This window comes from Dawidia cretensis (assembly GCF_018598175.1).
Lineage (GTDB): Bacteria > Bacteroidota > Bacteroidia > Cytophagales > Cyclobacteriaceae > Ohtaekwangia > Ohtaekwangia cretensis.
Genome location: NZ_JAHESE010000043.1, coordinates 1 through 24,712, shown reverse-complemented (window position 1 = coordinate 24,712; position 24,712 = coordinate 1). Strand labels below are relative to the sequence as shown.

General features: G+C 54.5%; 13 protein-coding genes. 12 read left to right on the top strand and 1 reads right to left on the bottom strand.

Annotation, left to right across the window (positions count from 1 at the left end; translation table 11 throughout):
* Positions 1-8: 8 nt before the first annotated feature.
* Genes KK062_RS26735 through KK062_RS26725 form a run of 3 tightly spaced genes read left to right on the top strand, consistent with a single transcriptional unit; the run spans position 9 to position 4,284 of the window.
* Positions 9-1,526 (top strand): RagB/SusD family nutrient uptake outer membrane protein, encoded by a 1,518-nt coding sequence (locus KK062_RS26735; RefSeq protein ID WP_254087449.1) that lies wholly within the window; start codon positions 9-11, stop codon positions 1,524-1,526.
* A gap of 9 nt (positions 1,527-1,535) precedes the next feature.
* Positions 1,536-2,924 (top strand): zinc-binding metallopeptidase, encoded by a 1,389-nt coding sequence (locus KK062_RS26730; protein ID WP_254087448.1) that lies wholly within the window; start codon positions 1,536-1,538, stop codon positions 2,922-2,924.
* Positions 2,925-2,946: 22 nt separating this feature from the next.
* Complete coding sequence (locus KK062_RS26725) at positions 2,947-4,284, top strand: DUF4302 domain-containing protein (protein WP_254087447.1); 1,338 nt, start codon at positions 2,947-2,949, stop codon at positions 4,282-4,284.
* Between the two features lie 149 nt (positions 4,285-4,433).
* Here KK062_RS26725 and KK062_RS26720 read toward each other — a convergent pair whose 3' ends face one another.
* Positions 4,434-8,642, bottom strand: a complete 4,209-nt coding sequence (locus KK062_RS26720) for a hybrid sensor histidine kinase/response regulator transcription factor (protein WP_254087446.1) — start codon at positions 8,640-8,642, stop codon at positions 4,434-4,436.
* A gap of 164 nt (positions 8,643-8,806) precedes the next feature.
* Between KK062_RS26720 and KK062_RS26715 the strand changes: the two genes are divergently transcribed.
* The 9 genes from KK062_RS26715 to KK062_RS26675 all read left to right on the top strand — a co-directional run bounded on the left by KK062_RS26715 (position 8,807) and on the right by KK062_RS26675 (position 24,644).
* A complete protein-coding gene (locus KK062_RS26715; protein WP_254087465.1) occupies positions 8,807-9,880 on the top strand; it encodes a glycoside hydrolase family 130 protein in 1,074 nt (357 codons plus the stop codon).
* Complete coding sequence (locus tag KK062_RS26710) at positions 9,861-11,183, top strand: MFS transporter (RefSeq protein ID WP_254087445.1); 1,323 nt, start codon at positions 9,861-9,863, stop codon at positions 11,181-11,183. Before KK062_RS26715 ends, KK062_RS26710 begins: the two co-directional genes overlap by 20 nt.
* Entirely contained in the window at positions 11,180-12,913 is a 1,734-nt protein-coding gene (locus tag KK062_RS26705; RefSeq protein WP_254087444.1) for a hypothetical protein, read from the top strand. The genes KK062_RS26710 and KK062_RS26705 overlap by 4 nt, the downstream gene beginning before the upstream one ends.
* Before the next feature lie 3 nt (positions 12,914-12,916).
* Entirely contained in the window at positions 12,917-16,006 is a 3,090-nt protein-coding gene (locus tag KK062_RS26700; protein WP_254087443.1) for a SusC/RagA family TonB-linked outer membrane protein, read from the top strand.
* Between the two features lie 12 nt (positions 16,007-16,018).
* The gene (locus tag KK062_RS26695; RefSeq protein WP_254087442.1) at positions 16,019-17,497 is read left to right on the top strand and encodes a RagB/SusD family nutrient uptake outer membrane protein; all 1,479 of its coding nucleotides are present in this window, start codon (positions 16,019-16,021) and stop codon (positions 17,495-17,497) included.
* A 40-nt stretch (positions 17,498-17,537) separates the two neighbouring features.
* A complete protein-coding gene (locus KK062_RS26690) occupies positions 17,538-18,617 on the top strand; it encodes a LamG-like jellyroll fold domain-containing protein (RefSeq protein WP_254087441.1) in 1,080 nt (359 codons plus the stop codon).
* A gap of 78 nt (positions 18,618-18,695) precedes the next feature.
* Positions 18,696-20,501 carry a glycoside hydrolase family protein gene (locus KK062_RS26685; RefSeq protein ID WP_254087440.1) on the top strand — a complete coding sequence of 602 codons (1,806 nt, stop codon included), beginning with the start codon at positions 18,696-18,698 and terminating at the stop codon, positions 20,499-20,501.
* An 8-nt stretch (positions 20,502-20,509) separates the two neighbouring features.
* Positions 20,510-23,119, top strand: coding sequence for a SusC/RagA family TonB-linked outer membrane protein (locus tag KK062_RS26680; protein WP_254087439.1), 2,610 nt, complete (start codon positions 20,510-20,512; stop codon positions 23,117-23,119).
* A gap of 28 nt (positions 23,120-23,147) precedes the next feature.
* Positions 23,148-24,644, top strand: coding sequence for a RagB/SusD family nutrient uptake outer membrane protein (locus KK062_RS26675; protein WP_254087438.1), 1,497 nt, complete (start codon positions 23,148-23,150; stop codon positions 24,642-24,644).
* Positions 24,645-24,712: the final 68 nt, after the last annotated feature.

Sequence of the window (24,712 nt, the reverse complement as noted above, 5' to 3'; positions counted from 1 at the left end):
TCCTTGCCATGAAGATCATGAATTATACAATGCGCTATATACAAAGAGGAGAGAAGGTCTCGATCCGCCCCGCCATATGGCTGGTGGTGATGGGCCTGCTGAGCGGCTGCGGTGACTTTCTGTCCGAGTCGCCCGACAACCGCGCCACGCTCGATTCCCAGGAGAAACTGGCCGAGCTGCTGGTAACAGCCTATCCCGAAACAAACTACGCCATGTTTTGCGAAGCCATGTCCGACAACATTGAAGACAACCCTGCGGCACCGCAAGATCCGCGCAACGCCGATCCATACTTCTGGCGTGACGGTACCTCTACCGATCAGGACACGCCGGAAGACTACTGGAACGGCTGCTACAAAGCGATCGCTTCCGCCAACCACGCATTGGAGTTCATCAACAACAGCGGTACCCCCGAGTTGTACGCGGCACAAAAAGGCGAGGCCCTTGTAGCCCGTGCATACGCGCACTTTATGATCGTAACGCTGTTTGCCAAAACGTATAACCCCAATACCGCAGCGGCTGATCCCGGCATCCCGTACGTCACCGATCCGGAAAAGCAATCGTTTAAAAACTATGAGCGGAAGACCGTCCAGTATGTATACGACATGATTGAGCAAGACCTGACCGAAGGCCTTCCGCTAATCGACGACAAGGCGTATACCAAGGGAGAAAGCGCGACCGGTGTCGTGAAGTACCACTTCACACAAATGGCGGCACACGCCTTTGCCTCGCGTTTTTACCTCTTTAAACGCAACTATGCAAAGGTCATCGAGCACGCCGACGCGGCCATCCCGGCGGCGGAGATCCGCTCTTACCTCCGCCCATGGAATACCGTCTATAAAAGCTACTCGGCCACCGAGCTGCTGATCAATTACACCAAAGCCACGGAGACTGCCAACATCTTGCTGTGCGAGACGCTGTCGGACTGGACACGTTCGTTCTCCACATTACGCTATGCCACGGGCGCGCCGCGCTACCAGGAGATTTTCAATGAAAACCCTGCCGGCGGTGAGTATGCGTATTCCGTGTTCTACCGGTCATTCGGTGTATACTTCGTCAACAAATTCCGCGAGCATTTTGTGCAGGTCGGCGTCAATGCCAATACCGGCTATGTGTATACCATCATGCCGTTGTTTACGGCCGAAGAGGTGCTGTTCAACCGGGCGGAGGCGTATGCCATGCAGAAGAACCTGGGCACTGCTGTTCAGGAGCTCGACATATGGGCCAGCACCCGCATTGTGGACTACAGTCCGCGCTACCAGATGTTGCCGGAGTGGATCGCCGACTATTACTACGGCTATGCCAAAAGCAATCAGGATGCCGTCATCATGGCAATCCTCGCATTCCGTCGGGTGGAGTTCCTGCACGAAGGCATGCGCTGGTTCGACATCGTGCGCCACAACCTGCCGGTGACACACGTAACCAACGATGGGAAAGTCCTGGAGTTGAAAGCCAACGATCCACGCCGTGTGCTGCAGTTGCCGCGCGAGGCGGTAACAACCGGTGGCCTCAGTCCCAATGCCCGCTAATCATTAATCATGACAGACTTTATGTATATGCGCTATACAAAATTTATACTTCCGATGATCGTGGCGCTGCTGACCGCAGTGTCCTGTAACGATCCCTACAACGACCAGCTTCGCGAGCCTGAGCTGGTAGACGGCGACCCGTCCGATAAGACTGCCCTCGACCACTGGCTGTTCGACACATTCACGGGGCCGTACAATATTGAAGTAAAATACAAATGGGATGCCTCCGAATCCGACATCTATAAAACGCTGGTGCCCCCGCGGGAAAACAAAGTACAGGAGGTAATGGACGTAGTCGACCAGGTGTGGATCGAGCCCTTCGTGGACATTGCCGGCGCCAACTTCATCAAGAAGCTTTGCCCCAAGCAATTTGTATTGGTGGGCAGCGCCCGGTATAACTTTGACGGTACCATTACACTGGGTACAGCCGAAGGTGGCCGCAAAGTAGTGCTGTATGTCATCAACGACTTTGTGAAGACCGACGCCTTCGAAGTAAAGCAGATGATGCATACCATCGAGCACGAGTTTACGCACATCCTGAACCAGAACGTCTCCTTTCAGCCCGAGTTCAAGGTAGTAACACCCGGTGCCTACACGGCCGCCTGGAACACCGTGCCGCTGGCAGATGCCCGCGCAGCAGGGTTTATCACCAGCTACGCCATGGCTTCGCCCGACGAGGACTTCGCCGAGATGACTTCCATGATGCTCATCGAAGGCCGCGACGCCTATGAGAACATCCTTAGCTGCGAAACCACCGCGGCATCGTACGAAGCACTTCGCCGCAAAGAGAAGCTGGTGGTAGAATACTTCCAGAAAGCGTTTAAGATCGACTTCTACGAGCTGCAAACAAAAGTGCAAGCGGCTATTACTGCCATTGCGCCCGATAATGGTAATCCCGGCGGCGAACAGCCGCCAGCGTTATTGGACGTGTGGGGCTACGGCAAACAGTATGGTACATTTACCGTGGACCTGATGACCATGATCGAGTCGGCTGAGATCACGAACCGCTATGCTGTCGACAACGACATTTTACATCGGTACAACCTGGCACTGGACTACAACTTCCGCCTGACCTTCCTGGAAGCCAATCAAATCATGTTAACCTTGTATTACTATACCACCGACTCGGAGGTACGCGAATACAAGACCGCCAACTTTGTATACGAGCTGCACGAAGATCCCGTGGACGATGCCATCGGCGAATATAGCCTGGGGCAGCCCGCCATGGACGATGCCGCCCGCGAGCTGGTAGAGAAATATGGTGCCGTCTGGATCCCCGGTTACTTTGTCGGTCCCTGCTTTTTTGATTGGGCAACCACCTGCTCCGGTTATCGCTACGCGGCCCTGTACCCGGTCTATGCGCCGAATAGCTATTGCCTCGGTGTATTAAAACCTTAACCTGTAGCCGAAACGTATGAACATGAAAACACTAAAAAGATATACGCTGGTGCTGCTGGCATCGGCAGTCACCCTCTTCTCCTGCGAGAAGGACTACGACCGTGTCTTTAGCGAGACCGCCGAAGCACGCTTGCAGAAAGCGCTCGACGAATACAACGCCCAGCTACAGGACGCTCCCTATGGCTGGAAGGCGTCGCTGATCACGGGCACGGGCATTGAATACTTTTATTACCTCGACTTTGCGACCGACGGCAAAGTAAGCATGCTGTCAGACTTCAACGTCAATACCGCGGGGACCGAGCAGGTCGCCACGTGGGAGCTGAAGGCCCTGCAAACGGCTACGCTTAGCTTCCCGACATACTCTTACATCCACATGCCCGCCGATCCCAAAGGCTCGGTAAACGGGGGGGGCGATGGAGTGGGGCAACAGTCAGACGTAGAGTTTGCCTTCGCGCGCGCCACTGCCGACAGCATCCTGCTCGAAGGCCTGCAACGCGGCTCACACCTGACGCTCGTGCAGGCAACTGCCGAAGAAAAAGAACTCGTCCGCAAAGGTCGCATCAAAGACATACTCGATTACGGCCTCAGCGGCGATGGACTGGAACTGACGCTTTCGGGCGACCGCACCATCACCTTTGTCCTGAATCCCGACGCGAAGACGCTGACTGCCCAGTATATCTCCGACGACGGCCTGCAAGTTGAAGTAACGCCGCGTGCATACTCTGTCTCGATGCAGGGCATCTTATTAAACAACCCCATCCGCGCCTATGGCGAAACCATCCAGGAGTTGTTGTGGGATGATAACGTCAAACGCTACTATGCAAAGGTTGGCAATGCATCTGTGCCCGTCGTCCAGAATCCCAACCTGCACTTTTTCCGCCCAGTCATACCCATTCAGGATATACTGGGTGCCGACTATTTTGCCGTACTGGTACCCTACGGATCGGTCAATAAACCAATAAAGGGACAGTCGCCGCTCTTTACAGAATTGTATCAGGCTGCTGCTGCCGAGCTGCAAACCTGGGAAGTCCCCATCGAGCTCTACGACATGTTCGTAGCGTTTGACATAAATACCAACACCATGTACCTGGTCGTGCGCGTCGTCCAAAGCAACACCTTGTTTACGGCCCAGTATAACTACCGTTATACGCTGTCAGGCGAGGGCGTCTACACGTTTGGGTCCGGCACTGCCGTCGACGACAACGCAAAAGCGCTTGCTGCGATCATGAGCAACATCTTTGTATACATCAACGGCGATAGTTTTAAAGCAGAATTTGTCGGTGGCACCGAAGCCCTCACGGGCGGCTTCTTCAGCCAGGAGCACCCCGAGTTCTCCTTCTCCGGCATCCTGACAAACTAAAGAACCTCATAACACGTTAGGTTGAGGATTAAGTGCATTCCTGCTCCCGGTGCGTTGACCCGCACCGGGGCAGGTTTTAAAACAGAGTGAGTGTGAGCGCGAGAGCGAACATACTCGCTCTGGTTTTATCTTCGCTCTCACACTCACCCTCACCCTGATTCACGCGTCCTCCCAAAATCCTTCGGATGACAATGAAACATCTCATTAAACGACTTATAGAAATAAGACCGGCTATTAAACCCCGTCTCATAAATAACCTCCGAAACACTCATCGTCCCGTCTTTCAATAAATCCGCTGCTTTTCGCAACCGGTACTGCTTGATCAGCCCATGCGGTGTCTGACTCGTTAATGCTTTCACTTTCTTATACAGCGAAGCCTTGCTCATCCCAATCTCATCGGACATAACATCCGCCGTAAATTCCGGATCATTCAAATGTCGCTGAATACACGCCGTAATCTTCCCAAAGAACTCATCATCCTTCTCACCAATCCCCGTAGACAGCTGCCCCAATTCTACCTCCGCCAAATTTGCGAATCGTTTCCGCGCCTGCTCCCGCGTTTTGATCAATTTCTCAATGCGAATAAACAAATGCTCTGGGTGGAATGGCTTTGGTATATACGAGTCCGCGCCAACCTGCAAACCTTCAATGCGGTCCTCGATCTCGCCTTTGGCCGTTAAGAGTATAACCGGAATGTGCGATGTCTGAATATTATCCTTGATGTTGCGACATAGGGCCAGCCCGTCCATCTCCGGCATCAGCACATCGCTTATGACGAGGTCCACCTTCTCTTCCTCCAGCAAATGCAACGCTTCGCGGCCCTGGGTGGCCGTGAGCACATGATACTTATCCGCGAGAATGTTTTGCAGTAAGATGACGATCTGCGGGTTGTCGTCCACGACCAGGATCGAGTAGGGGCGTGCCTCCGTGTCAGGTTCCTGCGGCTCCCGGGGTGCTTCTACAGGGCGATAGCCAAACTCCTGCGATACCGTTTCGGCCAGGTTCGTCACCGGCAGGAAAATGTTGTTATCGTCGGGCACCTGGTAGGCCTCCCGTGCAATGGGCAGTGTGATCGTAAACACAGAGCCCTTGCCGGGTTGCGAGCGAAGCAAGAGCTGTCCCTGGTGGATCTGCACCAGGCTGCGGGTAAGCGACAGGCCAATGCCTGTGCTCTTGGAAATGCCCGGATCGACGCTCACCGCGCCCGGATTCTGATAAAACGCATCAAATATTTTCTCTTGTGCATCCGGTGCAATGCCGATGCCGGAATCCTCGACAATAAACTGAGCCTGTCCGTCATGCTCGTGTAAGCGGACCGTCACCGCGCCGCCTTTGACGTTGTATTTAATCGCGTTAGAGACCAGGTTGATCAGGATCTTTTCCAGCTTGCGTGCATCGATCCAACCGTGCATCGCTTCGGCTGCCGGTATAAATTCCAGGTTTACGTCGTGGTCTAATGCGTGCTGGTCGAACGAAGCCACGATCTCCTGCGTGAACGCCACGAGCTCTGCCGGGGCGACGTTAACTTTTTCCTTACCGCTCTCGATCTTCCGGAATTGAATCAGCTCGTCGATGAGCTTTTGCAGCCGCAGGGAGTTGTTGTAGATTGTATTCAGCTGGTTCTTTTCCTGCACGGACGATGCTTTTTTAATCAACGTGATCACTGGCCCGAATATCAGCGTAAGCGGTGTGCGAAACTCGTGCGCGATGTTTGTGAAGAACCGAAGCTTGTAGTCGTTAAGCTCCTTCTCCTGCTGCAGGCGGAAATGGTGCATGGCGGCGGCTCGCTTCTCCCGGGCACGCCGGCGGATATACAGCACAATGCCCGCCTGTACGCCGGCCAGTAACAGGAAATATACCGCATATGCCCAGTTTGTTTTCCAGAACGGTGGAGCAATGGTAATGGCGATGCTCTTGGGCGCCGGACTCCACACACCGTTCTCGTTGGTGTAGTTAATTACAAGTGTATACTGTCCGGGCGGGATGTTCGTCAGGTTGATGACCGACTGCTGGTGAATGAGGTTCCAGTCTTTGTCGAAGTTCTCCAGCCGGTATTTATACTGGGTTCGTTGTTTGTTCCAGTAGTCCAACGTGGTGAAGTGAAAGCTCAGAAAGTTTTGGTCGTAATCGAGGTCGATGGCCGCGGTGTGGTCGATGTGTTTGCGGAGCACGGCATTGCTGTCGCCGGGCATAACCGGTACGTTGCGGAGCAGGAACTCGGCTAATGTCAAACGCGGAAAATACCGGATCGTATCGAGACGCGCGGGTTGGATGATGTCCAGGCCGTTGATGCCCCCGAAGTAAAGCGCCTCTGCGCCCGCCGCGTGGAAGGAAGCGCCGTCGGTGTACTCGTGGTTTTGCAACCCGTCGTTGGCATCGAAACTTTTGAACGAGCCCCGCACAGGGTCGAATAACACCAGGCCATTGTTGGTCGAGAGCCAGATCGCGCCGCTATAGTCTTCCTGGATACCGTGAATGGTATTGCTCGGCAAGCCGTCGTGTTGCGTGTAGTGCAGGTTGTGATACGGGCGGCGGTGCAACGAAATGCGGTTTAGGCCGCCGCTGGTGCCAATCCACAGCTCTTCTTTGCTGCCCAGAAAAAGGCTTAGCACGTCGTCGTTGCTCAGGCGATTGGGTGTACCCGAACCGGTATGGATATGTTCCTCGATCTTATCCGCCAGCGAATTGTACCGGTATACACCGGCTCCCCGCGTACCAAACCACAGAATATTAGGCGTCTCTTCCACGACGGTATACACGACGTTGCTATTAATAGTAGCCTCGTCGCCCGCGGCGTTGCCATAGGTGATCTGGCGGTGCGACTCCAGCCGGTAGGTGCCCCGTGGCGTGGCGGTAACGACGAGCTGGATCACGCCGTGGCCGCTGGTGCCGAGCCATAGCGCGCCATACGCGTCGATGCAGATGGCGTAGACGTTGCCAAAGGTCAGCCCAGTGTTGTTCTCGAAGTCTCGTGGAAAATGGCGGATGCGGCCGGTGCGTTTTTCCAGCATGTCGATGCCTTCGCCATCCGTGCCGATCCACAGGTTGCCGGTGCGATCCTTGCGTAACGACAATACCGTGTTGTTGCTCAGGCCGCGGGCCGTATTTAATACCGTCGTTTCCGGTTGGTCGGGGCGAAGGATGTTAAGCCCACCACTACGTGTGCCGACATACAACGTGCCGTCGGTATCGTGAAATACCGAGCGCACGATACTGTTCGATAAATTGCCGCCGCCGGCGGGGCCGGCTACGATGGACCGGAATGGATTGTTGCGCGTCAGAAACTTAAACAGACCGTCGCCGTCCGTGCCGATCCAGAGAAGGTCCTGCCGCGTTTCGGTAATCGTCAGGATCTTGCGCTGGGCTTGTGCAAACTGCGAAAAGTAAGCCGCCATATTCTCGGTGGTAAAAACACCGGTAGGAGAGGCGGTGACCCGGTATACGTCACCGGCTTCCGTGCCGATCCACACTGCCGTGTGGTCTTTGTTTTCGGAAATAGACGAAACAGGAAAAGCCGACAGCGGCAGCGCGTGCGGCTCACTCGCCAGGTCGGATAGATTGATCAGGAACACGCCACCTTCGCGTGTAGACAATCCGAGGTAAAATGTATTGTGCAGGCGAAAGAAACGGTGCAGGCGAATCGCGCCGGGGGCGGCCAGTGTTTTACTAAAGACAGGTTTGTTGTTGAGCGTACAAATGAGCTTTCCATCAGTACCCAGTAAATACATTAGCCCCTGATGGCTGCCCATGCCCGCAACATTCTTCAACCACTGGGAATCGATATCACGGAAGGCCACCGGTACAAAGGCATTTTGCGCGGCAGCGTACCGGCTGATGCCCTGACCGATAAAAGTCGTCCACACCGCTGAATCGGGCCCCAGGCACGCGCGCAGGCTGTATTCCTGGAAAGGCAACCCGTTCAGGCTGGTTTGATAGGATTGGAAGGTGTCGGTATCGCCATTGTACTTGTTAATACCCTTGTGCGTAACCACCCACAGGTTCCCATCCTTGTCCTCCAGGAAATCCCGGACAATATTGTTACTGATCGTGCCTTTATTAAAGGAATCGGGTTTGTAGATCTTAATGGTGGTGCCGTCGTAGCGGTTTAAGCCATCCCAGGTGCCGAACCAGACGTAATCGCTCCGGTCCATATAAATAGAGGTAATGGCGCTGTTGGAAAGACCATCGCGCTTGTCGATGTGCTGGTACGGCCAGGGGTTGGCATAGCCGGTCGCCGCGGCCAGCGAGAGAAATGCAAAAGCCAGGTACTTGATCATAATCCGCGATCCCTCGTCGATCAATCGTTTGCAAACAAACCTAAGCAATCCCGCGATCACAAACCGGACAATGTTGTCCACCCGGTACTTTTTTGTCCACCCGGTTCTCGGATCACGCTTTTTTTCCAACCTGGCGTACGGAATAAAAAAGATAGTGGACGCCCTGCACACGATTTCTGGGAACATTTGCAAACGTTTTCTGCATCCACGGATCGGGAGGCGACTAAACCAACTATGTGCAGAAGATGGACATCGCGAAGAGACTTTCACAAAATCCGCTGCTCCGGCCCCAGGACCTGAAGCCCAGCATGGCGGGGATGAGGATAGAGTGCCTGCTCAATCCAGGCGTATTTACATACGAAGGGAAATTGTGGCTGTTGTTGCGGGTGGCGGAAATGCCTGTACAAGAATTCGGCAAAGTAAGCTTCCCGGTGTACAATGCCGACGGACGCATCGAAATCCGCACGTTCGACAAGTCCGACCCCGCGCTGGATTTCTCAGACCCCCGCGTTATCCACTACCAGGGCAAGGACTATCTCACCACCCTTTCACACCTGCGCCTGGTGTGCAGCGACGATGGCGTGCGGTTCTACGAGCCCGAAGGCTATGCGCCGATCTTCGGCGAAGGCCCGCTGGAAGCGTATGGTATCGAAGACTGTCGTGTAACGCGCATCGGCCAGACCTATCACCTCACGTATACTGAAGTCTCTTCCCTGGGTGTTGGGGTCGGTCTGATGCAAACACAAGATTGGAAACATTTCGACCGCCGGGGTATGATCTTTCCGCCGCACAATAAAGACTGCGCCATTTTCGAAGACAAGATCGGCGACAAGTATTACGCATTGCACCGCCCCAGCAGTCCACAGCTCGGCGGCAACTATATCTGGCTGGCGGAGTCGCCCGATCTCATTCACTGGGGCAACCACCGGTGTATCGCCACCACCCGTCCGAGCCTGTGGGACAGCGCGCGGGTAGGAGCGGGCGCGGCGCCGATCAAAACCGAGGACGGCTGGCTGGAAATATATCACGGGGCCAACAGTGAGCACCGCTACTGCCTGGGCGCACTGCTGCTGGACCTGGAAGATCCTTCGCGTGTATTGGCCCGCAGCGAACAGCCGCTGGTGGAGCCGACGGCCCCCTACGAGCGCACCGGCTTCTTTGGCAATGTGGTGTTTACCAATGGCCACCACGTGGAAGGCGACACGATCTATCTATACTATGGCGCCAGCGACGAGGTGATCTGCGGCGCCACTTTGTCGATCTCCTCGATTCTGGATACGCTAAAACAAACGAGTTATCATGGAAAAAATATCCTCTGAGATAGAGCTGCCCGGCGTCGCGGTGCCGGCACAGCGCCGCGTGAGCCTGGTAGAGTTGATCCTGCACCCCGGCAACGAATATCGATTCTTTCTCAGCATGCCGCGCGACATGCGCGTACTGCTCGTCACCAACATGATCTATGCCTTTGTGCTGCCGGTCATCGAGATCTTTGTCGGCGCCTATATCATGCGGAGCTCCAACGACCCGACTATCGTGGCGTTGTACCAGCTCACGGTATACGCCGGCATCCCGCTCACCTTTCTCGTCAACGGTTTTCTGTTGAACCGCGTAAAGATTGCCTACCTGTACAGCTTCGGCATGTTGCTGAGTGGGTTGTCGATGCTCGTCATGATGACATTGGAAAACCTGTCGCCCGCAGGCGTGGGCCTGGCCGGAATCCTGATGGGCTGCTCCTTCGGTTTCTTCTGGGCCAACCGCGACTATCTCGCGCTTGCCACGACGAACGATGGCAATCGCAATTATTATTATGGACTGGAAACGTTTTTTTATACGCTCACCTTCATCCTAGTACCTTTCGCCGTCGGCGCATACATCGCACACGCCGAGCGCGCAGCATGGTTCAACGGTAACATCACCCGTGCCTACCAGGTCGTAACAATCGTGGTATTTATCCTCACGATCCTTTCCAGTGCCGTCATTCAGCGGGAGAAATTTCGCACCCCGACGCAGCCGCGCTTTTTATACTTCCGCTTTCACCTGCTGTGGAAGAAGATGCTGGGCCTCGCGAGCCTGAAAGGCCTGGTACAGGGGTATCTGGTCACTGCGCCCGCCATCCTGGTCATGCGGCTTGTCGGCAACGAAGGCTCGCTCGGCACCGTGCAGGCCATCAGTGGCGTGGTCACAGCGTTTATGCTGTATTTCCTCGGTCGCTTTACCGGTCCAAAACATCGCATCTTTATACTGACCATCGGGCTGGCGATATTTTTCGTGGGTACCCTCGCCAACGGCTTGCTCTTCTCCGCCCTCGGAGTGATCCTCTTTGTGCTCTGCAAGGTATTGTTCCAGCCGCTGCACGACATCGCCTACTTCCCCATCCAAATGCGCGTCATCGACGTCGTGTCGAAGATCGAAGGGCGTAACGAGTTCGCCTACATCTTTAATCATGAGTTCGGTCTTTTTCTGGGGCGTCTCTTCGGCCTGGGACTGTTCATCGTACTGGCCTCGTACGTTTCCGAAGAATTTGCACTGAAATACTCGCTCATCGTCATCGCCGTCATGCAGTTGGCCTCCATACCAGTGGCGCGCCATATAATTCGTGAATGTAATCGCTTAGACAAATGATTCGTTATACACTGCTTTTTGTTGTTGTCCTGCTCCTGGCCGCGTGCGGTCCCAGGCATACACCTGTTCCGCAACAGTCCGTGACGCGCATTGCCGCCATGCCCGACCGGCCGGAGCCCTATAAAATGCTGGACTGGTATGAGAAGGCGCACAACTTCGACCAGTACGTTTTTAACCGTACGCTCCAAGGGCAGTATCTGCCGTTTATCTGGATCGACAGCGCGCGTCATAACCTGAAGCAGACCGCTTTTGGCATGTTTACCGTGATCGGCGACGTACGCCAGGGACCCCGTGGTAACGCCGAGTTTCACGAAGCTCTCAACACCATGGGTGCGATCCTCGGCGCCGGCCTGGTAGGGATCGATAAGACAAAGCAAGACGGTATGAACTACGTGCGGATGTTGCAGGCCTACTTTAACAACGACAACGGCTGGAATATCATGATGAACAACACCAACCCCGCCGTGGCGATGTTGGGTGGAGGATACGGCCGCGATTGGTGGTACGACGTATTTCCCAACATGCTGTATTATGCCGTGTGTGACCAGTTTCCCAACGTACCCCGTGCCGACAGCCTGCAACACATCATTGCCGAGCAGTTCTATAAAGCGGACTCCGTCCTGCACGGCAACTACGACTATTCATACTTCGACTATGCCAAGATGACCGGCATGCGCAATCACATACCGTACCAGCAGGACGCTGCCGCGGGCCATGCCTATGTATTATACTGCGCCTATCAAAAGTTTGGCGACCCACGCTACCTGGCAGGCGCCAGGTCAGCCATGGATGCGCTGGTGAAACTACCCGAGAGCCGCTTCTACGAAATTTTTATGCCGTTTGGCGCCTACGTCGCGGCCAGGCTCAACGCCGAGCACGGTACGCAGTACGACGTCGGCAAAATACTCGACTGGACCTTCGACGGTTGCGTCGCCGACAACGGCCGCAAGGGCTGGGGCGTCGTGGCGGAACGCTGGGGTAACTATGATGTGCACGGGTTGCAGGGAAACATCATCGATGGCGGTGGTTATGCGTTTCTGATGAACTCCTTTGCCATGGCCTGGCCGTTGGTGCCGTTGACAAAGTATGACAGCCGGTATGCCACTGCGATTGGCAAGTGGATGCTCAACACCGCCAACGCCGCGCGCCTGTGCTATCCATACGAGATCGACGACGCGCACCAGTGGCTGCCCGGCCAAAAAGATATATCAAAAAATGTCATTGCCTACGAAGGCATTCGCAAAGCCGATGACTATGGCAACGAGCGCCTCAAGGATGTACAGCCCGTAGCACTTGGCGACGGTCCCAAATGGATAAAAGGACAACCGGAAGTGTCCATGCTGAGCCTGTATAGCTCAGCACAGGTAGGCATCTATGGCGCCATCATCCGCAAGACGAACGTGGATGGCATTTTACAATTGGATTGTAATGCTACAGATTTCTACCAGCAAGATGGCTACCCCACATACCTGTATTACAATCCATACGATTCGGCAAAAGACGTCGTGTTTTATTACGATAAACGCGAGCCCGTAGACCTGTACGACGCGCTGACGCAAGAGGTGCTGGCGGCCAACATACAGGCAGACCAAATCTTTGCTATACCCCCGAAGGCGGCCCGGCTCATTGTGGTACTGCCGGCGGGTAGCAAGGTACAGCAGGATGGAAGTATATACTCGGTGGGCAAACAGCCCGTCGCCTATACAGCGCCCGATCATCAACAACCTTAACCCATGCTTACTCTATATTTTATGCGGAATAAATATTGGTTACTTTTTCTGGCAATGTTTACGGGTATAGTCTGCAGTTACGCGCAGACGACACTTCGCGGAACGGTGCGGAGCGAGCAAAATGAGTCGCTGCCCGGTGTAAGTGTCTATATACGCGGTACCAGCACCGGCAGCTTTACCGATGCCACGGGCGCGTTTGCAATATCGTTACCGGCAGGGCTGCAAGATTCTACACTGGTGTTCTCACTCGTGGGATATGCCACCAACGAAGTGTTTATCGGCAGCCGGACGCAATTCGAGGTGGTCTTAGCCGACGACACGCGGACGCTTTCTGAAGTGGTCGTGACGGGCTATATGGTCGAAGAACGGCAGAAGATCACCGGCGCCGTAAATACAGTTGCCGGCGATCTGATCGGCAGGCTGCCGGTGCCCGGGATAGACCAGGCCTTGCAGGGACGTGCGCCCGGTGTTGTTGTATCGCAGAATACGGGCGCGCCCGGTGAAGGTGTGTCGGTACGCATTCGGGGTACCGGCTCGATCAATAGCAGTAATTCGCCGCTGTATATCGTAGACGGTGTCCCGACAATGGACATCAGTGCGCTGTCGTCGCAGGATGTCGAAAACATCTCGGTACTGAAAGATGCGGGTGCTGCGTCCGTATATGGTTCGCGTGCCACCAACGGTGTGGTGATCATTACCACCAAAGCCGGAACGTCTAAAGACGCCCGTATCCAGGTAAGTAGTCAGGTGGGCTTCCAGGAACCCAGCCGCCTGATCGACATGGCCAACACGCGGGATTACGTCACCCTGTACAACGAGGCCGCTACTAATGACAACGCCACCAAAACAAACCCGCTCTTCTTCCGGAAATTGATACCGGAAGAGATGGTCTCGACCTTGCCGGATGTAGACCAGGTCGATGCCATTCTGCGCAAAGGTGTGATCCAATCGCACAGTATTTCTGCTTCAGGTAAAGATGGGAAGACAAGCTACTTCATATCCGGTAACTACTTCGGTCAGGAGGGCATCATCAAAGGAAGCGACTATGACCGCATTTCCGGCCGCATCAATTTGAATACCGAGGTGAAGCCCTGGCTGCGTACTGGTGTGAACATAAACCTGTCCAAAGAGAAGACCGATATCATTGGCAGCTCTGGCGATGGCGCCGGCGGCAACGGTGGTAGCGTCATTCGCTATGCCTTCTTCCGCACACCGGCCATTTCGATCTATGACGCAAACGGCGACTTTGTCGACAAACCTGACGACTTTCAGTTCTTTGGCGACGGCTACAACCCCGTGGGCATGGTGGCCTATAACAATAACGAGCGCCTCATCAATCGCCTCTTCGGAAAGTTCTTTGTAGAGATCGACCTGCTGAAAGATCTGAAGTTTACCTCTAACGTCGGCGTCGACTATAGCAAACAGAACCAACGGCGCTTCGACCGTACGTGGGGCACCGGCGACCGCATCAACGGCATCAACCAGCTCTCGGTATCCGATCAGCGCAACCAGACGATGACCTATAGCAACTTCCTGACGTATTCCCGCACCCTCGGTGCACATAACCTCAATATCCTGGTAGGGGCCGAATCCATCAAGCGCGATAACTACTACCTCAATGCCAGCGAGAAGGACTTCCCCGATCAAAACCCAAACCTGGTATACCTGGGCAACGGTCTCGGCCAGCGCGTGAACAGTGAAGGTCAAACCGGCAGCGCGCTGCAATCATTTTTTGGCAAGGTAAACTATGACTACGCAGACAAGTACCTCGCGAGTGTGACACTTCGTCGGGACGGCTCCTCGCGCTTCGGTCCCGATAACCGCTGGGGCAATTTCTACGCCGGCTCGCTTGGCTGGCGTATGGACAAAGAGTCTTTTCTGGAAAACAACGATCTGATCGACCGCTTGCTGTGGCGCGTGAGCTATGGCAAAGTGGGCAACCAGGAGATCAACGACTATCCCTTTACCGACATGATTACGTCGGGCTACAATTATCCCTTGGGCAATGTATACCAAAATGGTTACGCCACATCCGTACTGGGCAACAGCGGCGTGAAGTGGGAAGCGAGCGAGCAGCTCAACGCTGGGGTAGATGTAGAGATCTGGGAAGGTAAGCTGGCGGTGTCGCTGGACTATTTCCGCAAAATCACATCCGACCTGCTGGTATCACAGCCCATTGCTTCTTCTGCCGGCACGGCGTCGGCTCCAGTCGTCAACAATGGCAAGATTTTGAATCGTGGCTTCGAGTTGGCGATGAGCTATCGTAATTCGGTGGGTGGCCTGCATTATAGTATCTCCGCGAATGCGGCCACATTATACAATGAGATCCTGGCCATGGATCCGCCTATCCGTCGCGGTCAGATCGGGTCTGATTATTTGATCTACAACGAGGTGGGGCACCCCGTGGGTTCTTTCTTCCTCTATGAAACGGAAGGCATCTTCCAGGACAAGACCCAGATCTTTACTCACGCCTACCAGGGACCAACCATTCAGCCCGGCGACGTCATGTATAAAGACCAGGACGGCAGCAATACCATTGATCCGGATGATCGTCGTCACGCCGGTAGCGCGATTCCAAAAGTAACGGCGGGCCTGAACGTAGCGCTCAACTACAAACAGTGGGATTTCTCGCTGTTCTTCCAGGGCGCCTATGGCCAAAAGATCTATTCGGTGTTGAACCGCGATATCGAAGGATTCTATCGCGCCTTCAATGTGACACGGCGATACGTCGATCATCGCTGGACGGGGCCCGGCTCTACGAACGAATATCCGCGGGCGTCGTGGGATGCGTCCGGTAACAACGCGTCGGTCTTCTCTGACCGGTTCCTGGAAGACGGCTCGTATACACGGTTGAAGAACCTGCAGCTAGGCTATACGGTGCCGGCCGCCGTGGCGGGCAAGATCGGCTTGTCGTCCGTGCGCATCTATGTCTCCGGTACGAACCTGCTCACCGTTACCAGCTACCAGGGGCTCGACCCTGAAATGACCACAAGCGACAACGCCAAAGGCCAGGGCGATAGCTCGGCCGGTATGGACTGGGGCACCTATCCCTCGGCACGTTCTTATAACCTCGGTGTCAATCTTTCATTCTAACCGCTGTATTCTATGAAACGAGTATATATCATTTTCCTGATCATGGCAGCGCTGCTGCCGACTGCCTGCTCTGATTTTCTGGATGAGCAGCTGCAGGGCACATACTCCAACGCAACCTTCTATAAAACGGAAGCGCACGCGTTGCTGGCGGTGAACGCCATCTACAATGTCGCGTCGTTTGTCTCCACCAACAACGATCTCTGGGTGTTTGGCGACGTTGCCTCCGACGATGCCGCCAAAGGCGGCCAGGCAGGCGACCAGACCGACATTCAAAACATCGACGACTTCACGTATCAGCGTAACAACAGCTACCTCGAGAAGTTTTGGAAACATTATTACGAAGGCATCTCCCGGGCGAACTACCTGCTATACTACGGCAACAACATCGACATGGACGTCGAGCTGCGAAACCGTGTACTGGGGGAGGCAAAGTTCCTGCGTGCCTATTTCTATTTCAACCTGGTCAACGTCTTTGGTGAGATTCCTCTCAAGCTCATGCCGCCTATCAACAGCGACGAGATCAATAAACCGTTGTCTTCGGTCGACGTGGTGTATACCCAGATCATCAAAGATCTGGAAGAAGCCGCGCCAGCACTGGACGATACGTATAGCGGTGCCGATGTAGGCCGTGTAACAAAGGGCGCAGCCTATGGCATGCTGGCGAAAGCACACCTGTACCGTGGCGAGTGGCAGGCGACACTGGATGCCATTGATCAGGTGGATGCATTGGGACTGTACAGCCTGCAACCGGTCTATAAGAACAACTTCCTCGATTCAACCCAAAACAACAGCGAATCGCTGTTCGAGCTGCAACACCTCAGCCGGCAAACGCCCACGCTGGGCAGCCACCTCAACCAATGGTTTGGCGAGTCGCCCGGCAATGGTTACGGCTTTAATGTTCCCATGCCGGGGTTTGTCAACGCATTTGAGCGCACCGAGGCCGAGTTGGTCGATCCACGCCTGGACTATACGGTGGGACGCGAAGGGCAGCCATGGGTATTGGGTGAAACGTTTGACCCGGAATGGTCCGCCACCGGGTACCTGGTGCGCAAACACCGCCAGTCCATTTCAAAGAACCTGATCGGCGACGCCGGGCTGAACTACGTATACCTGCGCTACGCAGATATCCTTCTGATGAAGGCCGAAGCGCTCAACGAGCTTTCGCGTCCGGCCGAGGCGTTGGATCCGCTGAACGCCGTGCGTAGGCGCGCACGCGAAAGCTACCTGTATGATGTGGACCTGCCCGGCTACGGCGCCATTCCCGACGGGCTACTGCCTGACGTAACGGCCACCGGCCAACAGGCCGTGCGCGAAGCCATTCAGCACGAGCGCCGGATAGAGTTGGGCTTTGAATTCCACCGCTACTTCGACCTTATGCGCTATGGCAGGTTTGTCGCCGAGGCCGCGCTGGAAGGCACCGGCTTTTCCTACGCGACACACCGGTATTTCCCGATCCCACAGTCGGAACGGGACACCAATACAGCCTTATGAAAAAATATATTCTTAATCCAAAATAAACTACAGAACAACTATGAGGACACTATTGAGAAAACCCTTTGCGTTTCTTATCGCTGCAGCGGTCGTTGCGGGATTTGCAGTCAGCTCGTGCTCGGACGATGACAGCGGCGACGGAAACAATGCGGATGTAATGGCAAAGAAGGCTATACTGGCCGACTCCATTAACATTGCCGACGACCTCCTAAGCAGCACTGAAGAAGGTGTGCAAGATGGCCAATATACCAATGGCTCAAAAGATATTCTGCAAGATGCTATCGACGCTGCGCAAGGTGTGCATGACAACACCGCCGCTACCGCCACACAAGTGGCAAATGCGACGGTATCGCTACACCAGGCAATGGATGCGTATCGCGGCAAAGTAATACTGCCCGTAGCCGCCGAAGCCCTCGTCGGTCACTGGTCGTTTGACGAAGGCACCGGTACTACCGCCGGCGACGAAAGCGGCCACAACTTTGCGGGTACCTTTAAGACCGGCCCTGCAAGCTGGGGCGCAGGTTTCCCCGAATGGGCGGAAGACCGTTATGGCATTGCGAAAAAAGCCATTCATTTCAACGAGGGAGCTAACATCGAGGTGCCCTACAACACTGCGCTGAATCCCAAGAAATTGACTATTGCCTTGTGGCTCAATGCCGACGAAATTAACGCGGGCAACCGCTTCATCGGCCTGCACTCCTGGCATGGCTATAAATTCCAGCTACAGGAAGCAAACCGTCCTTTCATGACCGTGGCCACGGCGGAAAAAGCGATCGACAAAGATTCCGAGCAGAATCTGCCGATTAACGAATGGCACCATGTGGCCGCGACCTTTGGCGACGGTAACATGATCTTTTATGTCGACGGTGTAAAAATCAGGGAATGGAACGATACGCCCGGCGACGCCGTATCCATCGCCAGCCAACCCTATAACCTGGTATTTGGACAGGACTTCCCCACCGATAAGTATGCCGCAGACGATTCGAACTACGACAACGACCACGTCATTCCTCTCGACTGGGGTGGATACTTCCGCGGCTACCTGGATGAAATCCGCATCTATAACACCGCCCTGTCGGGCCCGCAGATCGAAAGCATTTACAACCGTGAGAAACCATAAGGTTGGATAAGTTGGTGTGCAGCGTGCAGCCTAACGGCTGCACGCTTTTTTCAGCGTTACGATCACCCTGTATATCCTATGCTAACTATTATACGTCGGAGTCTTTTTATGCTTATTGTGCTGGCATTACCGGCCCTCCGCGCCGCCGGCCAGACAGGACAGCTGTCCGTACCGCGTGTAGAGCAAATGCCCAACCTGCCGGCACCCTATGTCATGCGCGACTGGAAAGACGTTGCCCGTCAGTATGACGCCTTTGTATTTTCACAAACCAAGACCGGTACACACTTGCCCCTGGTAGGCTTTGCGCCCGCCGGTGTAAACTACCCCGCGCTTCAACCCATTTTGCTCGACACCTATGTTGGCACCAACAGCAATGGACAGGCGGAAGCCATCAACATCCTGCCCGCCGTGGTCGGCGCGTCACTCGTCGGCATCGACAAGGTGCACCAGGACGGCATCAACTGGGTAGAAAAGATCAAAGACTTTTACAATGCCCGGAATGGCCAGGATGTATACCTCAACAGTTACTCCGCCCTGAGCGGCAACGACTGGTGGTACGACCTGATGCCCAACGTATTCTTTTACCAGCTCTATACGCTATATCCTACTACACCAGGCTTTGCCGAACAGTATACCCGCATCGCCGATCGCTGGCTGGAGGCCGTACAACAGATGGGCGGCAAGGTCGCCCCGTGGACGGTACCACAAATGAACTACCGCGGCTGGTATCTGGCAGAAAGCCTAGGCAACACCGAAGGTGTAAAAGAGCCGGAAGCCGCCGGCGCCATCGCCTGGCTTTTATACCATGCGTACCAAACCACGCAGGATAAACGATATTTGAGCGGCGCCCGCCAGGCACTGGACTTCCTGGCAAGCCTCACGTCAAATCCTTCCTACGAGCTGCAGCTACCGTATGGCGTACAGGTGGCCGCGGAGATCAACGCCAAAGAGGGCGCTTCATACGATCTCGGCAAAATGTTGAACTGGTGTTTTGACCGCGGCCCGCTGCGCGGGTGGGGCACGATCGTAGGCAAATGGAACGGACAGGACGTCTCCGGTCTCATCGGCGAAGCCAACGACCAGGGCAACGACTACGCCTTTCTCATGAACGGCTATCAACAGGCCGCCGCCCTGGTGCCGCTCACGCGTTATGATAAACGCTACGCCCGGGCCATCGCCAAATGGGTCTTGAACCTGGCCAACGCCAGCCGGCTGCTGTATCCAGCCTACCTTTCCGCCAGCCAACAAGACGATTATACCTGGAGTAATACCTATGATCCACAGTCCGTCATTGCCTACGAAGCACTCAAAGAGAACTGGCAGGGCACTGCCCTGTACGGCACCGGCGATGCCAAACGCAATGGCTGGGCGCAAACTAACCTGGGTCTTTATGGTTCTTCGCACGTAGGCTATCTTGCATCGGTGGTGGCCCTTACGGATGTCGAAGGCATCCTGGCACTTGACTTGAACAAAACCGACTTTGCCAATAACCATCCATTTTCGTCATACGTGCTTTTTAATCCACACCAGAATTCCCGCACCGTAACACTGACACTCGGCAGTGGCCACTATGATGTGTACGACGCGATTAGCGAAACGATGATCGCGCAAGGCGTAACGGGTAATACAACAATATCGATAGCTGCTGACGAGGTCATATTGCTTACCTACCTTCCGGCAGGCACGGTAACTACCGCGCGCGCCGGCAAACTATATGCCGGCGAAGTCGTCGTGGATTATCACTATGATTATGACTACGCACCGGCACTGGAGATAAAATCACTGGCTGTAGCCGAAGACAAAGTAGGCTTTAATAAAGAGGTTTCGGTCTACGTGACCCTGGAAAACCCCGTCGGAATTGGAGCATCCTGGCAGTGGACCTGACAGGGTCTGTGGCTTCTGTTAAATCCGAAGAACTGAATGCCTTTCCGACGACGAACGTAATGCAGTCGCTTTCCGGCCGTGCGGCGGGAGTGCAGATTTCGCCGAACACCGGTTCGCCCGGGGGCGCCATCAGTGTTCGCGTGCGGGGGGCGAACTCGATATTCGGTAATAACGAGCCGTTATATGTAGTAGACGGATTTCCGTATTCGGGCAACCCGACACTGCTCAACAACGCCGACATCGAGTCGATCGATATCTTGAAAGATGCTTCCGCTACTGCCATCTATGGATCCCGTGGTGCCAACGGCGTAGTGCTCATCACGACGAAACGTGGTAAAGCGGGTAAAACGGTGGTGGAATATGACGGCTACTATGGTTTTCAATCGATCCGCAACAAGCTCGATTTGATGGACGCACATGAATACGCGGCGACCATTCGGCAGCGCGACCTGAACGACGGAATTACGCCGAAGTTTACGCAGGAGGAGGTAGACGCCTTTGGCAAAGGAACGGACTGGCAAGACGAGGTCTTTCGTACCGCGCCGATTCAAAACCATGCGATCAGTGTAAAGGGTGGGACGGATAAGACCCGCTTTCTGCTGTCGGGGAGCAACTTTGACCAGGAAGGTATTATTCGCGGAAGCAATTACGTGCGAAATTCCGTCCGTGCCAACATCACAACGGAGGTCAGTCCAAAGTTTAAGTTCGATCTGAATGCTATTCTAAGTCGCATCGATTCCGACCGCAAGAACTCGGGCGGAGGCAATCGCGGCGCCTCACTCATTTCATCGATTCTTACGGCGTATCCAACATTGCCTGTGCGTACGGAAACCGGTACCCTCACCGACCTGCGCCAATATAGCTGGGCGTCCAATGTGATTGTTAATCCGCTGGATTTCATTGAAAACGAAAACGACCACATCCGCTCCAATAAGGTGTTGGCCAACGGTGCCGTTACCTATACACCGGTTCCCGGTCTGGCCATTAAGATCTCGGGCGGCATCGAAAATACAAACGACCGTACCGATATATACCGCAACAAGAAGTTCTTGAACTCGACGGGCTCTGCACAGGTCCAGACGGCGCAGACAACGACTGTGTTGAATGAAAACACAGTTACCTATACCAAGGAGTTCGGAGAGCACAATATTTCTGCCGTGGCGGGCATTACCTACCAGAATTACCAGTCCACCTCGCTGAATGCCAACGGTGCGGGCTTCATCAGCGACACGCCCGAAACGTACGATATCCAGTCTGCCGCCCAGGGTAATAGTAACTCATCCTTTCAGGAGTGGACATTGGCCTCGTACCTGGCACGTGTAAACTATTCCTTCCGGGGTAAATATCTGGCCACAGCCAGTTTCCGTACGGACGGTTCGTCGCGCTATAGCGAAGGCGAGAAATGGGGTAACTTCCCGTCTGCATCCCTGGCCTGGCGCATCAGCGAAGAGCCGTTTATGCAGGATGTAGCCGTGGTCTCTGACCTGAAGCTGCGCGCCGGCTATGGTGAGACCGGCAGCACAGCCATCGATCCCTACCAAACGCTTAATGTGTTGACGTCCGGCCGTACCGTATTCAACGATGCTATTGTTACCAGCTATGCGCCGGGCACACGCCAGGCGGGACCACTCAAGTGGGAAACGACAGCGCAGACGAATATCGGCATTGACCTGGGCTTGTTGCAGAACCGCATTGGCATTACGCTCGACTACTACGTCAAAAATACCCGTGACCTGCTCAATCCGGTGTCCCGCCCGGCATCAACAGGATACGCCAATACCATTCAGAATATTGGTAAAGTGCAGAACAAAGGCATTGAAATTGGTGCCAACGCTGTTGTGTTGGAGGGGAATTTTAAATGGAATGTATCCGGTAATATTTCTTTTAACCGTAACAAGGTTGTGAGCCTGTATGGTGGTAAAGATATATACGGCGACGTCATCGGCATTGCCGTGGTAAACGATGTTACCAATATTTTACGAGAGGGCGAACCCATGGGGATTTTCTTCGGGTATGTCGAAAGTGGCTACGATGCCAGCGGTAATCCTACCTACTACGATTATAATGATAGTAAAAACTACGATGTCGGCGACAAACGGATAACGGGCGACCCCAATCCTGATTTTATCTACGGGTTTAATTCAACCATGGCCTTCAGGAATTTCGAGCTGGGAGTTTTTATTCAGGGTTCGCAAGGCAACGATATTCTCAACCTCAGCCGCATCAACCAGGCGTATGACTATGGGCAGGGACTGAACATGCCGCGTGATGTATACCAGAATACCTGGACGGAGCAAAATCCCACGGCAGCCTATCCGAAGATGGATAAGGATATAAAAGTGCAAATGTCAGACCGCTTTGTGGAAGACGGCTCGTACATGCGCTTTAAGAACATTCAACTGGGATACAACGTACCTGTGTCTGCGTTGAATATTACCTGGCTGTCGCGGGCCAAGGTCTACGTCAGTGCGCAAAACTTAATTACCATCACAGATTACTCCTGGTATGATCCGGAAATAAGCTCTTACGGAGGCGCAAACTCTTATCGCCAGGGAATAGATCACTATAGCTATCCCACGGCAAAGACTTTTACCGTCGGCGTAAACCTTGGATTCTGATCGTCACATGATTAAACGTATTACGACTATGAAACAAACATTCTTAGCGATATTAATGCTGGCAACCCTGGGGGGATGCAGCGACATGCTGGAAGAAAAACCGAAGTCGCTGGTGGTAGAGAACTTTTACCAAACCAAAGACGAGCTCGTCGCGGCGGTAAATGCCATTTATGTGCCGATGCGGACAGACGGTGGTTTTGGGATCAATTACCCGGCGCAACAGGAAGGTATGGCAGACTACGGTTATTCCCGCGGCAGCCAGACCGATGTCAGCGGGTATCAGGGCTTGTTGCCGCAAAACGTCTCGCGTGTACAATCCGTGTGGGAAAATATCTACCAGTCGATCCGCAACGCCAACCTGGTCATCGCTAACCTTCCCAACGCCGCGCAGGTGTCGGAAGAGGACGCTGCCGCGCTGATGGCGGAAGCAAAATATCTGCGCGCCATGCTCTACTTCGTGTTGGTTCGCAATTGGAAAGGCGTGCCGCTGCGTACGGAGACCAACATGGGAGAACTGGCGCTGCCACGCGCATCGATTGAAGAAGTATATAACCTGATCCTGGCGGACGCGTTGGTGGCGGAAGCGGGGTTAACCGACAGGACATCGCCCGACCTGGCCGCCGGCCGGCCGAACAAATGGGCCGCCAAGACCTTGCTGGCGGAAATTTATATGACGCGCGCCAGCACGCCGGAGGACTTTAGCGAACTCCATGTCGAAGACGAATGGGCGCTGGCGCGTGACAAAGCGCAGGAGGTAATCAACTCGGGCAAGTATGCGTTGGTGCAGGTGAAGACGTCGGAAGATTTTCAGAATATTTTTGGCCCCGATGTGGTCTCTACGCCGGAGGAAATCTTTTACCTCAAGTATTCGCATCAACAAGGCTTCGGATTGGTAAGCTACGCGCACCGCACAAAACTATATTACGGGCCGGGTGGCGTATATGCGCAATATACCGACACCGTAGCTAATCCGATCATCGCCAATTGGGACCGTGCCGACCTGCGCCGCGAGCATATCCTGTATCCCGACGTATTTGATAAAGGGCCGACTACAGTCTTGTATCGCAAGTACCGCGACCCGCTGGCCGTCGCACCCACAGGTGGTGTGGGCGGCGCCGGGAACGATTACCCCTGGTATCGCTATGCCGACCTGCTGTTGTTTCATGCTGAAGCCGCGGCCCGTGCGGCAGGCGCGCCGACGGCCGAGGCACTGGAAAGCCTCAACCAGGTACACCGTCGTGCGTATGGCTATCCTTCCAATGCCCCTTCGCCCGTGGATTTCGACATCGCGGACTACGATCTGCAAGGATTTATCGACCAGGTGGTGGAAGAGCGCGGCTTCGAGACCATGTATGAAGGCAAACGCTGGCTGGACCTGAAACGCCTCGGCATCGCGGTACAGCGGATCAAGCAGGTAAAAAATATTGACGTGGCAGAGAAACATCTCTTCTGGCCTATACCGGACTCAGAGATGCTCTACAACGAAGCGCTGGACCCGTTGACCGACCAGAACACCGGCTATTGAGTGTCACGTAGATAGGCGTATGAACGAACCATAAGTTTATTGGATACTGCACAAATGATGAGAGTTGG

What these genes read in the sequence shown, in the direction of transcription:
- KK062_RS26715 (WP_254087465.1), top strand. Translation starts at nt 8,807, where the DNA reads ATGGACATCGCGAAGAGACTTTCACAAAATCCGCTGCTCCGGCCCCAG.
- KK062_RS26700 (WP_254087443.1), top strand. Translation starts at nt 12,917, where the DNA reads ATGCTTACTCTATATTTTATGCGGAATAAATATTGGTTACTTTTTCTG.
- KK062_RS26690 (WP_254087441.1), top strand. Translation starts at nt 17,538, where the DNA reads ATGAGGACACTATTGAGAAAACCCTTTGCGTTTCTTATCGCTGCAGCG.
- KK062_RS26705 (WP_254087444.1), top strand. Translation starts at nt 11,180, where the DNA reads ATGATTCGTTATACACTGCTTTTTGTTGTTGTCCTGCTCCTGGCCGCG.
- KK062_RS26735 (WP_254087449.1), top strand. Translation starts at nt 9, where the DNA reads ATGAAGATCATGAATTATACAATGCGCTATATACAAAGAGGAGAGAAG.
- KK062_RS26710 (WP_254087445.1), top strand. Translation starts at nt 9,861, where the DNA reads ATGGAAAAAATATCCTCTGAGATAGAGCTGCCCGGCGTCGCGGTGCCG.
- KK062_RS26685 (WP_254087440.1), top strand. Translation starts at nt 18,696, where the DNA reads ATGCTAACTATTATACGTCGGAGTCTTTTTATGCTTATTGTGCTGGCA.
- KK062_RS26725 (WP_254087447.1), top strand. Translation starts at nt 2,947, where the DNA reads ATGAAAACACTAAAAAGATATACGCTGGTGCTGCTGGCATCGGCAGTC.
- KK062_RS26730 (WP_254087448.1), top strand. Translation starts at nt 1,536, where the DNA reads ATGACAGACTTTATGTATATGCGCTATACAAAATTTATACTTCCGATG.
- KK062_RS26675 (WP_254087438.1), top strand. Translation starts at nt 23,148, where the DNA reads ATGAAACAAACATTCTTAGCGATATTAATGCTGGCAACCCTGGGGGGA.
- KK062_RS26695 (WP_254087442.1), top strand. Translation starts at nt 16,019, where the DNA reads ATGAAACGAGTATATATCATTTTCCTGATCATGGCAGCGCTGCTGCCG.